Annotated in this window: 10 protein-coding genes and 4 tRNA genes; 3 read left to right on the plus strand and 11 right to left on the minus strand. The window is 33.6% G+C overall.

The genetic code is table 11. The features are described from left to right. The first annotated feature begins 178 nt into the window (after window positions 1-178). The gene (locus C1Y58_RS24850) at window positions 179-1,063 is read left to right on the plus strand and encodes a helix-turn-helix transcriptional regulator (RefSeq protein WP_170311691.1); all 885 of its coding nucleotides are present in this window, start codon (window positions 179-181) and stop codon (window positions 1,061-1,063) included. Between the two features lie 69 nt (window positions 1,064-1,132). Here the strand turns inward: C1Y58_RS24850 and C1Y58_RS24855 are convergent, their stop codons facing one another. Next, complete coding sequence (locus tag C1Y58_RS24855; protein WP_157950278.1) at window positions 1,133-2,971, minus strand: beta-L-arabinofuranosidase domain-containing protein; 1,839 nt, start codon at window positions 2,969-2,971, stop codon at window positions 1,133-1,135. Between the two features lie 117 nt (window positions 2,972-3,088). On the opposite strand from C1Y58_RS24855, the gene C1Y58_RS24860 reads away from it, so the two are divergent. After that, complete coding sequence (locus C1Y58_RS24860; RefSeq protein ID WP_105619871.1) at window positions 3,089-3,862, plus strand: helix-turn-helix transcriptional regulator; 774 nt, start codon at window positions 3,089-3,091, stop codon at window positions 3,860-3,862. Here C1Y58_RS24860 and C1Y58_RS24865 read toward each other — a convergent pair. From C1Y58_RS24865 to C1Y58_RS24880, 4 genes are all read right to left on the minus strand, one after another. Beyond that, complete coding sequence (locus tag C1Y58_RS24865; protein WP_105619872.1) at window positions 3,859-5,196, minus strand: sensor histidine kinase; 1,338 nt, start codon at window positions 5,194-5,196, stop codon at window positions 3,859-3,861. The two genes, C1Y58_RS24860 and C1Y58_RS24865, sit on opposite strands and share 4 nt — an antisense overlap. Continuing rightward, window positions 5,196-5,864, minus strand: coding sequence for a response regulator transcription factor (locus C1Y58_RS24870; RefSeq protein WP_105619873.1), 669 nt, complete (start codon window positions 5,862-5,864; stop codon window positions 5,196-5,198). The genes C1Y58_RS24865 and C1Y58_RS24870 overlap by 1 nt, the downstream gene beginning before the upstream one ends. A 215-nt stretch (window positions 5,865-6,079) precedes the next feature. Beyond that, the gene (locus tag C1Y58_RS24875; RefSeq protein ID WP_105619874.1) at window positions 6,080-6,646 is read right to left on the minus strand and encodes a hypothetical protein; all 567 of its coding nucleotides are present in this window, start codon (window positions 6,644-6,646) and stop codon (window positions 6,080-6,082) included. A gap of 94 nt (window positions 6,647-6,740) precedes the next feature. Continuing rightward, complete coding sequence (locus C1Y58_RS24880) at window positions 6,741-7,577, minus strand: AraC family transcriptional regulator (RefSeq protein ID WP_170311692.1); 837 nt, start codon at window positions 7,575-7,577, stop codon at window positions 6,741-6,743. Window positions 7,578-7,714: 137 nt separating this feature from the next. Between C1Y58_RS24880 and C1Y58_RS24885 the strand changes: the two genes are divergently transcribed. Continuing rightward, window positions 7,715-9,100, plus strand: a complete 1,386-nt coding sequence (locus tag C1Y58_RS24885; RefSeq protein WP_105619876.1) for a family 4 glycosyl hydrolase — start codon at window positions 7,715-7,717, stop codon at window positions 9,098-9,100. Between the two features lie 88 nt (window positions 9,101-9,188). Here the strand turns inward: C1Y58_RS24885 and C1Y58_RS24890 are convergent. The 6 genes from C1Y58_RS24890 to C1Y58_RS24915 form a co-directional block, all read right to left on the minus strand. Beyond that, window positions 9,189-9,260, minus strand: a tRNA-Gly gene (locus C1Y58_RS24890). 4 nt (window positions 9,261-9,264) lie between these two features. Beyond that, window positions 9,265-9,349 (minus strand) — tRNA-Tyr (locus C1Y58_RS24895). A 123-nt stretch (window positions 9,350-9,472) separates the two neighbouring features. Further along, window positions 9,473-9,545 (minus strand) — tRNA-Val (locus C1Y58_RS24900). Between the two features lie 42 nt (window positions 9,546-9,587). Continuing rightward, a tRNA-Arg gene (locus tag C1Y58_RS24905) sits at window positions 9,588-9,664 on the minus strand. A gap of 254 nt (window positions 9,665-9,918) precedes the next feature. Then, entirely contained in the window at window positions 9,919-11,985 is a 2,067-nt protein-coding gene (locus C1Y58_RS24910; protein WP_105619877.1) for a YARHG domain-containing protein, read from the minus strand. Window positions 11,986-12,027: 42 nt separating this feature from the next. Next, window positions 12,028-13,011 carry a hypothetical protein gene (locus C1Y58_RS24915; RefSeq protein ID WP_105619878.1) on the minus strand — a complete coding sequence of 328 codons (984 nt, stop codon included), beginning with the start codon at window positions 13,009-13,011 and terminating at the stop codon, window positions 12,028-12,030. Window positions 13,012-13,417 lie beyond the last annotated feature (406 nt).

Here is a 13,417-nt window from a genome sequence, read left to right on the forward strand (position 1 = left end):
TAGTGGGGGTATATGCAACCCATAATTAAAAGTATAAAGATTGGATTTAGAGGATAGAGTTTGTTTCTAATAAATACTTGACACTTTATTTCATTTTCGCTATATTAACCATAATGAACCTGTAACGGTCTGTCTAATATCTATATATAAAACGACTACTAAAAAACTGGAGGTCATGATGAAAGCACCTATAATCTTTAAGGAAAACATATTTTATGAACATCTACAAGAAGATGCTTTTTTGTCTCTTTCCTATAATAATATATTAGGCGGACATCGTATGGACCGCCAGCATTTTCATCCTTTTTATGAAATTTATTATCTCCAAGATGGTTCAGCAGACTATTTAATCGAAGGTAATCTCTTCTCTATAAAAAGTGGTGATATGGTTCTCATCAATAAATATACCTTACACAAAACCCTATATCCTCATAATGCTAAAAATACACGTTATCTCATTAACTTTAGTGATGGTTATTTTAGAAATGCAGAGCACTCAGACCTGGAATGGCTTTTATACATGTTCCATAGTCCATCCCCAATTATTCGTCTTGATGATGGTGTTAAAAGAATATTTGATAGTTATTTTATCGACATGCAAAGTTACGCTAAACAGCATCAACCTGGTCACCATATCAGTATTCAATCTACTGTTAACTATCTCTTAGTTAAACTTCGTGAGTACACATTAGGGCAAGAATATACTCCACATAGAGAATTAACACCTACAGAAGAAAAAATTATCGAGGTCTCTAAGTACATTCATACACACTATGAGTTACCTCTAAAGCTAGGTGCATTAGCTGAAAGATTTTATATGAGTCCACACTATCTTTCTCATAAATTCAAAGAAGTGACAGGCTTCACATTAATGGCTTATATCCAAGCTACGCGAATTAAGAAAGCTCAAGAATTACTCAGTGAATCGCAGTTGAAGATTATACAGATTAGTGAAATGTGCGGTTTTGGTAGTATCTCACAATTCAATCGTGTATTTAATAAACTGAGTGGGATTACGCCAAGTCAATATCGTCAAATGAAATACAAGAATAGTATCACTTGAGGACATTATGTTAAAAGACTTGTAAATCTACTGCTATAAGTAGTGATTTACAAGCCTTTATCATCTTCATTAATCTACTAAAAGAAATGGCATCTCCGTGAGTCTCAAGTTTGTAGCTCCATATGGATTAAGGTCTACCTCTTCTATAGGACCTTTAACAATAAGGGACCCAGGTACAGCTACTGGAGCTCCATCTTTAAACGCCCATTCAATTTCTTGTAGCTTAGCTGTGATGGTAATTGGCGGTTGAAGATTTGAAAAGGGAGTATCCGTGACTTCATTAAAATTCACCTTGAAATCATCACTTACTAAACAATAGCTCCATTTTGATCTAGGGGTTAGTTCATAATCACAGTAAGGAAATTGTCGTTCAACATCATCTTTTACATACTCAATTTTCTTCCACTCCTCAGCAACTGGGATAGCATAAGTAAGAGCACCACGTTTTACTGCCACCATTCCTGAAGGGCGTTTTAATATTTCTACTTTATGAGTTAAGTCTAATATCATAGTTGTCTCACCAGAGAAGATTTGGTTAATTTTATAGAACTCTCCTATGGACACCTTTTCTCCATTGACTTTAGCTTCCTTTGCGTATGCTGGAATCTTAAGAGATAATTCAAAAGTAACCTCTTTAGCAGTTGTAATTTTGTATGTAACTTGGTCCTTAAATGGGTAGTCTGTTATACTTTCAACGATCACCTTGGTACCATCAATTACTGTTTCTACTTTAGCTGGTAACAGAGCAGTTGCTGCAATCCCTTTTTCACTTTTCATAAACGCACCAAGAGCTAATTTAGGGAATCCTTGATTAAAGTTAGCTGTACAACATCCAAAGTTGGGCTCAAGACCAAAAAGATGAGAATCCACAGGATTAGTAGTGAAAACTTGCTTACCTTCTTCAAAACGTGTACATTGCACTTGATTTGTCATCTGATCATATTGGTGTGTCCACATATCTGGGCTAACTGTTGCAGGTAATGCATTAAAGGCTATTTGCTCTAAACGATCGGACCATTTCACATCGCCAGTTAAAGCAATAAGATTCTCTAACGAGAACATGAACTCTGTCACACTACAACATTCTGCTCCTCTAAGTGGACTTGTTCCTCCTAGATGCTCATCTCCAACGAATTGTCCAGTAGGCATGCCATGGTATTCATCAAGGATATCCATCATTTCATAAGAAAGATCTGTCATATCTGTACCTGTAATACGACTATATAAAGCTGGTCCTTTAAGTGACATAGCTACATTGACAACATGTATATAAGGACTCCCCTTAATAAATGTCCGAATTTTCCATTTATTCATCCAAGACTTAAATTCATAACCTTGACCTGCTAATTTATGAGCTAACTCTAATTGCCAATCTTCTTCTTTTCGTTCTCTTAACCAATAGATAGCGATAAGCGTCTCGTACCATCTTGTCTTTCCCCACCAGTCTTTTATTTTATAGTGTGTGATATGAGAATTAAGGTTCTTTAAGGCTTTTTCTACAACTGTAGGTATACGCTCGTCACCAGAACATTGATAGTAGTTCACTAAAACTTTTGTAATAAGGAAAACTGCCCAAACATCATAATCTTGTCGCTCTTCTTTAGTACATGGGCAAATCCAACCATCTTCCTCTTGTCTATCTATAATTGCATCTATGTATCTCTTAGCAGCCTCTTTCAAATCTTGTCGATCAAGAAGGTAAGCCAATGGTATAAATCCATCGAGCCAATAAGGTACACGCTCCCACCCATCTCGATCACCACCAATCCACTTGCTATCTCTAATATCAGGCCAAACTTTATGTAAGTTACCTGATAAGCCATCGGCTTGGATTTCTAGCTGCCTCTTAAGCCAGCCAGTAGGTTTAATTTCATTGGTAGTAAAGGGTTTAAAAATTAAATCTTTCAAAAATATCACCTCATGACGAATTAGTTTCTTTACAGTTCTTATTTTATCGGATATAATACATAGATAAAATAGCAAAACAAGTTCTAAAGATGGCAAAAACGTGCCAGCGAGGTGTCTATGATTAAATTATCATCATTACCTATCATCTTAACATGTGATTATCGTTTATTTAAACCTGGAGAAAAACATATAACTAGACGTATTAAAGACTATGTTCTTATTTTTATGCTTGGAGGAAAACTTCATTTTACTGAGAAAGGAAAAGGTATCGAATTACAAGAAGGGCAATGGTATCTACAAGATTCTGGATTACTTCAATCTGCAAATTATCCTTCTGATAAAGCACATTATTTCTATATCCATTTTTCTTGTATGATAAATGAAGAGGATGTCATAGAAGTAGATAAACAAGGCAAATTCCTCCCAAACGACTATATGGATATTTTTAACCAACTTAGAGCCCTAAATCTTCGATCAGGTATTTATAGACTAGATTATGAGGCTAAGTTTCTGGAGCTCTTTAAACAACTTATTCTCTCTTGCCAAAAAACAGCTGACCGAAAACAAATTATTGCAAACAGAGTTTTTCGTATTGTTGAAGAGAACTATACCAATGATCATCTCTCTAATCATTTAGAAGATCAGATTCATCTATCATACCATTATTTATATAAATTAACCCGTCAATATAAAGGACTTAGCCCAATTCAATATATGCATCAGTTGAGAATCAACAAGGCTAAAGAACTGCTAAGTAATACGAACGAAACTGTGGAAAATATAGCTTTTCATGTAGGATTTAATGATATTTCTGTATTTTATAAAGCTTTCAAAAAACATATTAATATGTCACCAAATCATTGGAGGGTGGAAAGTAGAAGAGGAATCTAAGAGGTCCGTGGAATACTTATATAGAAAACCACCCCTCCATTCTCATTTTCAAACCAAACTTTTCCATTATATAGATCTACGATACGCTTTACTATGTTAAGTCCTAACCCACTTTCACCCTTATTACCTTTTTCAAAGACCTTAAATAAACTATCTTTTTTATCATCATCTATCGTGGGACCATCATTGTGAATCTTACAGATAATTGTATCCTTTTCTTCTCTTAATAAAATAGAGACATGCTTCTTACTGTACCTAAGCCCATTTTGTAAGATATTTTCAAATACCACTTTCCACTGTTCTTGATCTCCTTTAATAATAATTTCCTCTAACTCCATGTCCCAATGAATATCTGTACGCTTATAATGTAATCTTTCATATACATCAAGAATAATATCTTTTAGATTTACTTCTTCTTTCTTTAAATCTTTGTGATGAGTAGCTAAATAGTCTAAATTTGTTATATAAATCAAATCTAATACTCTCTTTTGTAATCGATTAGCCTCTTGGTCTATAGCCTCTAATGTCGTATCCAGACTCCCTTTAGGATAAAATCCATCTCTCGTTGCTTGGATATAACTTCTTATTACCATTATCGGTGTTTTTAACTCATGAGAAATACTCTGTAACATATTCTGCTGCTTACAATCATAAGCCACTAACTGTTGTCGCATACTTTCACATGACTCTGCAAGGCTTGTAAACTCATTTGAACCATTTATTATAATGGGATTATTCCATTGACGTTTTGCAATACGCTCCATTTCTCTTTTTAATGTCATAAGAGGTTTAATTAATCTCTTACTAATCAAGTGAGCTGGTATAAATAACAGTAATAGAACAATAAAGATAGCTAAGAAAACATACCAAAAATCGCTTAAAACTTTCTCTTTCATGTTTTGGATAGCATAAGAATAGATATATACATTTTGTCCACCTATTTCTTGTTCAGAAATAACAGCATAGGTATTCTGAGCTTCATATCTCCTTATGGGGATTGCTAAGTTATCTCCATTTAGAACCGCTGGACTCAACTCTGCAGGTTGTAATATCTCAGCCTCATCTGTTGTGACAATATGCTTAATTTCTTGGCTGAGTTTAGCTTCAGTGGTAAGTGCCGCCAATTCAACGTTCTGTACAAGTTCCCCCATTTCTAATGCAGTACTTTTTATTGCTAACATCTGTTGTTCTTCTTCAATATTAATGTATAACTGTTCCTCCAGATACACTTGTAATGACCCATAAATGATACAAGCAATGATAATTCCTATTATTCCGACTGCTCCAATAAACCATAACCAAATTTGAATAGATAATGATTTTGATTGAATCATTATACCCTCCTATAGCCATAACCATAAATTGTTTCTATTTTAAGATCAGGCATCTTTTTTCTTAATCTTTTTATCAGGTTATCTACTACTCTTTCTGTGTAAAAGTAGTCATTACCCCAGACCTTTTCTAATATTTGCTCTCTAGATAGGGCCTGACCTTGGGTAGATATGAATAGTAACAGCAGATCAAATTCTTTAGATGTCAGTGCAATCTCCTTTCCATCCTGAATCACTGATCGTTTATGTGTATCAACTAAATAGGTATCGACATGCATGATATGTTCATTTGAATTATTTGAGTGATGATATACCCTCTGCATGATCTTTTGAATTCGTATGATTAATTCTCTTGGTAAAAAGGGTTTAGGTAAGTAATCATCACTTCCTAACTCTAATCCCATAATTCTATCCATATCACTATTTCTTGCCGACATGAAGATAACTGGAACATCGGGAGTCTTTTCTTTAATTTCCATCAATAATTGAATACCATCTATATCAGGAAGCATTATATCCAGTACCCACAAATCAGGTGCATGATCAATAACTTTTTGAGCTTCTAAACCATTTGTAAAAGATGTCACTTCCCATCCTTCTTGTTTCATGTAATAAGCCAAAATTTCATTTAGGCTTTCTTCATCTTCTACTATATTAATTCGATAATTCATGGATACCACCTCATTATTTTAATCTATTATAATGCAAAGAGAACCTCTTTCCAAGGTCCTCTTTTATTTATCTTACTTCATTCTAGCTTCAAAACTTTCAATTAAAACCAACTTAGTTTATTATAACATAGAATTGTAACCCTATTATAATGGAAATGTGTCAAATTGTGAAATTGAAAAAGAGAACCTTTCGGTTCTCTCAGTTAGTATTTCACTTATTTAGCCGCTTTAAGTGCTGTTGCAGGTATTGCTATACTTTGCGTTGAATCAAAGCTAGCAATCCTTTCTGCCTCTTCAGTATCAAGGAATTGCATTTCAGTAGCTAAGTCACCAAAACGCTCAATGAGTTTATCTTGTACTTCTTGTGGCAAATCTGAGAACTCTATTGTTTCTATAGGATTCTCTGTGTTAGCTCTTACCTGTGCTGGGAGTGCAAGTGTTGCTGCTTCCATGTCCTTTGCTAAGTGCTCATACTCATTGATTAGTTTATCTTGATGCTCTTCAGGTAATTCTGATAACCTTATTGCAGCCACTGCAACACCATCGTTTTCACCAGTAAGTTTACTTGTACTAACTGCTATCATTTCTAACCCTTGATTGACATTAACATCTGATAAATTGCTATTACTAGCCATAGCGGCACTTGTAGTTACTTTCTCCGTTTTCATTATTGCTTCTCCTAGTTGTGTCACATCCTTTGTTAGACTACTTGCATTGACACTTAAACTTCCCACAATTAGTGCTCCTGCTAATGCTGTTACTAATAACTTTTTACTTTTCATATTAATTCCTCCTAATGACTAATATTTAATTACAAAGTAATTATAGGAGAAAAATGTAGCCTAATTATATTCAAATTGTGTTAAATTGTGAATCTTAATTCTCTAGATTATGCACATCTAATTTATATCTTGTAGGTGGTACCTGATGGTACTTTTTAAATGCTTTAGAAAAAGTATAAGGATCTGTATATCCTAACATATAAGCAATCTCTTTAATGGAATAGCGTTGTTCATATAGGTATTCTAATGCTTTAGTCATCTTAACTTGAATTATATAATTTCCAGGTGTTATACCTAAAGCTCCTTTAAAAAGTGTAATAAAGTATTTCTCGGACATGTTACATTGTACTGCTAATATTCCAATGCTAATCGATTGATCCACATGTTCAGTAATATAATCAATGGCTGGTTGTAGTTTAGTTATGCGCATTGATTTTTTTATATTTTTTGGTTCTTTCTCGCTACTTTGATAGTCAATGATTTTAGCTAATAAAGATTCAAAATAGGCTTTATGTAAGAAGGCAGACATGGATTCTTTATTTTTATAATCACTGAAGTTATCTATAAATTTAGTTTTCTCTTCTGCATACATAGGCTGATGCTGTAAGTGTCCATCAAAATTAAATTCATCTAAAATTCTACCATTATTACCAATTCTGAAATCAAAGTGACTATATAAAAATGTACACTCCTTTTCTGTTGTGTAAGCTTCATATTGTACATCAGGATAAAACAAGAACATCTCACCAGCCTGAACAAAATATTCTTCTCTATTCATTTTTACAATTGCTGATCCTTCAAGCATGATCCACAAATCATACTGAACTCTACTGCCGCTTTCGTACCAGTCATTTCTATGACAAATTATATGTGTTTTCACCTTAATATCAATGTTATCTGATAATCTATTAAAAATATCTGTGTTTTGCATCAAATCACCTCTTGATAATTGTATCATTAAACTCTATAAAAAATCAAACTATTTGACATCACAATAAGAATGTTAAGCATTTATATATTATTCTAGTGTTTTATAATAATACTATATTCAAATTAGGAGGTTATTTCATGACTAAAACAATTACTAACCCAAAGATAGTACTTATTGGTGCAGGAAGCTTATTCTTTGGTCGCCAAGCAATCTGGCAAATGGTACATTCAGAATATTTAAATAATGGTACTTTAGCATTAGTGGATACAGATGAAGAACGCCTTAATAAGATGACTAAGCTAGCTCAGATGGTTGTTGAATGTGAAGGAGTTAACGTAACAATTGAAAGTAGTGTAAAAGCAAGGGATGTGCTACCAGGTGCCGACTTTGTCGTCTTAAGTTTCGCTGAAAAATCTGTATATTATAGAGGTATAGACTGCGAAATCTCTGAGAAGCATGGTATCCGTATGTGTTCCGGTGACACCATTGGTCCAGGTGGTATATTTAGAGCTATGCGTGAGTTACCTGTCATCATGGCGTATACAAAGGATATTGAAGAACTATGTCCTGAAGCTTGGGTTATTAACTATATCAATCCTACAGCTGTACATGGCATGGCTCTCAAACGATTTGCTCCGAACTTAAAGAGTTTTGCCCTTTGTGATGGTTTACATATGCCTCATATCAAACGTCGTTACGCTGTGCGAGCAGGAATCATTAATTCTGAAGAGGATTATAGTGATACAATTGCAAAAGATTTTGATTTTAGAATTGCTGGCGTTAATCACTTTACATGGTGCATCAAGGCTGAGTATCAAGGAAAAGACGTTATGAAAAATATTGCTGAATATTTACGTATTAATGCAGCTAAAGAAACAGATGGTGGTGATGTAGGAGCAAAGGGTAAGTTTAATGATAGTATTGGCTATGAACTTTATAAAGCTTTTGGATATGTTCCTGTATGTGTTGGTCATACCAAGGAATATGTACGATTCTGGCAAGGTCGACAAGTACTTGAACAAACAATCCCTCCTCTTACTCTCTGGGAAACTGAAGCCAGATATAAACGCCATGAAGCCATGTGGGATCAAGTTGATGATTTTATTTCAGGTAAAACCCCTATTGAAGAGTACATGACTACATTTGGACCTGACCATGCAACAGATATTATCGAGAATATGGTGGGTAACCTAGGGAAGAAGTTCTATATTAATACCTATAACAATGGTGCGGTAACCAATATGAATGATGACGCCTTCTTAGAATTACTTTGTGAACCCACTTTAGATGGTATTTATCCTGTACAGGTTGGGGAAATGCCTCGCGGTATAAAGGGTATGGAGGAACTCGTTTTAGATACTCATGAATTAACAGCTGAAGCTGTTGTAAAAGGAAGTCGTGACTTATTAAAACGTGCTATGCTGACTGATCCTTTAGCTTGCTCCATTTCTGATATAGAGAAAATCATAGAAGAATTATTAGAGGCAGAAAAAGATCAAATACCGGATATTTGGTATGAATAGATATTAAAATAATATTACCACCCAGATGAAATGTATATGCAATATTTTGAAAAGAAAGAAACCGACTAATTTTAGTCGGTTTTTTATAAGCGCGAGACGGGATTCGAACCCGCGACCCTCGCCTTGGCAAGGCGATGCTCTACCACTGAGCCACTCACGCATAATGGTGGAGGAAGAAGGATTCGAACCTTCGAAGGCGTTGCCAACAGATTTACAGTCTGCCCCCTTTGGCCACTCGGGAATTCCTCCATATTCAATTTTAGTAATGTTATCCACAGGTGTTTCACATTGACTAAGCGTTCTTACAAACATCTTCCCTAATATCAAGGATATGCGGGATTTGAAGTTAATATTATTTTTGTGGATAATAAATGGGCGCAACAGGGCTCGAACCTGTGACCCCCTGCTTGTAAGGCAGGTGCTCTCCCAGCTGAGCTATGCGCCCTAATAGACTTTTATTAAAGTAATTGAATATTAGGCAAAAAAATGGCGTGCGCAGAAGGATTCGAACCCTCGGCCTTCTGATCCGTAGTCAGACGCTCTATCCAGCTGAGCTATGCGCACAAAAGAAATTATATCACTCATTAGTCTAAAAATGTCGTTCCATAATGGCGACTATGATATAATATCATAAGGCATTTGCATTGTCAACATAAAATAATATAATTTTACTTGTAAATATATTCAATCAATTTACTATAATATATCTATAATATTAAGCCCTTATAGAAATATTATAATAGGAAAACTTCTACCATTAGAAGCTTTCCCTTTAATAATAAATCCAATACCTATTGTGGACTAATCATCAGTATCGTCTATAACATACTTAATATCAAATCTATATTGTGTTGATCAATATCTGTCATCATTGTTTCAACATCATCATATTTAGGCTCATACCATGGGATATCAATAAAGTAATCCTGATACTTTTTACTATTAAATCGATACCCATATTGAGCAAAGATTGCATTTTTCAGTATATTAAGTTCATCCTCAGTAAGTTGTGTTAATTGTTCTTCTACAAAAGCATCTTTTAAATTATAGTTCCTATCTCCAAAAGTAATCACAGTCTCTGTATAATATTCTCTTAACCTTTGCCATTCAGATTGATGAACATATGCACTGCTTAATACATAGCCAAAATAATCATCAAAATACTCAGGATTAACTGATGAACTGTAAAAAAGTTCATAATAGAATTCTGTATTGTTAACTAACGCTTCATTGACCTCAATAAGTTCCTCTATTTCATCTTTCATTCCCAAAGTAGCATAACTATTAAGTAACCTAAGAAAATTAAGCGGTGATGGATTTTGCTGGAATATTTTTTGTGACTCTTCTAACTTATTCTCGTATTTTTTCCATGTTAAATCATAAGAATAAGTATATTGCCCAAGGGTTAAAACATTGACTTGATTTAACTCCATATAAGGTTCACTCGTGTATGTTCTAATAGTCGGCGTATGTAATTCAAGAACCCCATCTCCATCAACATCTTCATATTCATAAGTAAAATAGTCTTCAATAGCTAGCTGATATTCTTCATTATGTAGGATAAAGATATAGTTATCATTAATGTAAATCTCATCTTCTCCATCCTTGTCATAATCGCCTATATCAACAATCATCTTAAATGGATTATCATATGAGGGAATATTGATTGATATACCTGAAGATTCATCTCTATTCCATTGAAATAATAGTTCTTGACTAGCCTTAGATCCTTTATATATTTTCATCCATTCGAAATCTGTTCCATCCATCTTGCTCTCTATTAAATATGAGTCATTATTTGTATTAATCCTATTAATGGGGTCTAAAGTAAATGATAGTTTCCCATCTTTGTCTTCTCGACAATATACATAAATAGGAGTGTTCTTTTTATCTTTTAGAAGAATAACATTGTTACCTACTTCTATTTCTTTCCTAACAGTTCCTTTATAACCAACTTGCTCTAACAGGTCGATTCTATTACTAGTATTACTATCAAAAATATATATTTTGCCACTCTCTTCTTCGATGCAATAAGTTAGGTGATCATTCAAAATTCCGTAGTGATTGGGGATTGTAGTATCATCTGTTTTCCACTCTAGAATCAGATGATTCATAGCATCTGCTATCTTATTCTTATCACTGTAGCTGATTTGAATAGTAGCATTATCGCTTTGAAGATTCTCCCTTTCTCCTCTATAGTTATCAAAAACTGTGAATGCAGCTAAGTTTTCTTTCAACTCCATCTCAATACCGCTGTATTCTTTAAATAGTTCATGATAAGCATAGTAGTATTGGAAGTCTTCGTAATTCTCCAGTGACGTATTATACATTTCAGTTAATAATTTCGTAAAAATATCTTCTTCATAGTTGTTAGGTAAGGTACAGGCCATTACGTAATCAACTTGTTCCTCACCAATGATACCTAAATATAAATCTTTATACTTATAAATTCTTAAGTAATTGCCATAAACAAAAGGTGCTTGTCCAAGATGATCTTCTACGTTTTCAAGAGAGTCACCAAGAGCAATGTCAAACACTATCTTATCATCATATTCCTTTATAATAAAAACTTCGTAATTCCCCTCAGTATCTAACCGAATGTAATCATAATCAACTAAACTATCATCGATCAATTCTTTAGAGTCCGTAATAAGTGCATTTAATATTTTACTGGCATTGCCAAGACTACTCTCTTTTTTTACATGTGTAATGGTTGTATTCAACTTTATTAAATCTCCACCACCAGAGGCAAGGGACTCTTCCGGACTATCTATTTTTTTTATTTCAGTGGTTCGATTATCTGTATATTTCGAACAGCCGGTAATTAAGCAACTGATTAATATAATTAATAGCATAAAAATACCTTTTCTAAACTGTTTATTCATTATTTACTCCCTTTCGTAAAGCTAACTTATTATTCATTACTATTATACTCCCTCACTATAGCATCCCACTGAATTCATTTCTTCATTTTCAAATTTATATAACCTATACCCGTATCCTTCGTAATATGTAAATTTGACCAATAACTCCATAATACCATCAGCATCTACATCAACAATAGATTTAATTTCGTAAGTCATAGCAATTGACTCTACATAGTCCTCGTCCGTTGCTACTATATCCTTGGCTATAAACATCGTTTTTACTTCGTTATCAATTATTTTTCTAACAAATAGAATTGAATATGTATTATTTAACTGATACCCAGCTGAAGAACTTACATTTTCAGCCATTACAATAACTTCATCTACTCCATCGCCTTCTAAATCAATTTTAATGTTTTGTATAATATTAATAGGAATACTTTCATCCATTCCATTATTCATTAAAATCTCTTTTACTATCTCTTTATAAGTTTTGCTTTCGTTACTTTGCATGATAGGAATTCGAGGCATTGCGTTATAGTTACTGTTTAAAGCTATATAATCATCATTCGTTAACTCTTCTTTGCACTTGATGTAAATTTTAACAGGCTCCCAAGCCTCATCTTTTTGAAGTATAGGCTTTTTACCAACCCCTTCTCCTATATACCCATTCAATCCATATATTTTATACTTATTACCACCTTGAATTTCTTGATAGATTTCCGATGCCTCATACCATGATCCTTCACTATATCCACCTAAGAGAATGCCATTATAAACTATTGGGTTATAGAATACGTCACCACTGTCAATGCTCTCTTCCTTCTTAGATGTTACTTTGTCCTCCTTAGCAGTATTACTTTCTGCTGGTTCTTTTTCAATTTGCTCCGCATCTTTTTCTTCTACTTTCTTTATCATTTCAGTCTGCTCTATCTCACTTTGTTCTACCTCAATTTTATTTATGGGCTCAAGAGCTTCACTACTACACCCACTCATGGCACAAACAAGTAAAAAAAGTAATGCTACTAAGCTAATTTTATTCATAGCCATCTCCTTTCTCTAAAACACTTCTATTTGATTTCATAGTTTAATCTACACGCGTTTATATCCATTATATTGAATTTATTAATATATAAGTATTTACAGTATATTATATGATAGATAATGCTGTATTTTCAAGTAATATCTTAATTATTTCTATATTACTATAATCTTTTGTCAGATCTTGATAGCTAAACTATCAACAAGAATAAAAAGAATTTGAAATACAAAAAAAGCCAAATACTTAGAGTATTTGACTTTTAGATATCTATATTATATCTTCAAAATTGCACGTTGAATTGACTTTTCATATTCCAATAATAACTCTTTGAGTGATTTTCACTACATTCCAAATCACTAGGTCAAGACCTCGACCTATTAGTACTGGTCAGCTGAACGTATTGCTACG

Source organism: Vallitalea okinawensis, assembly GCF_002964605.1.
GTDB classification, from domain to species: domain Bacteria; phylum Bacillota; class Clostridia; order Lachnospirales; family PQDH01; genus Vallitalea_A; species Vallitalea_A okinawensis.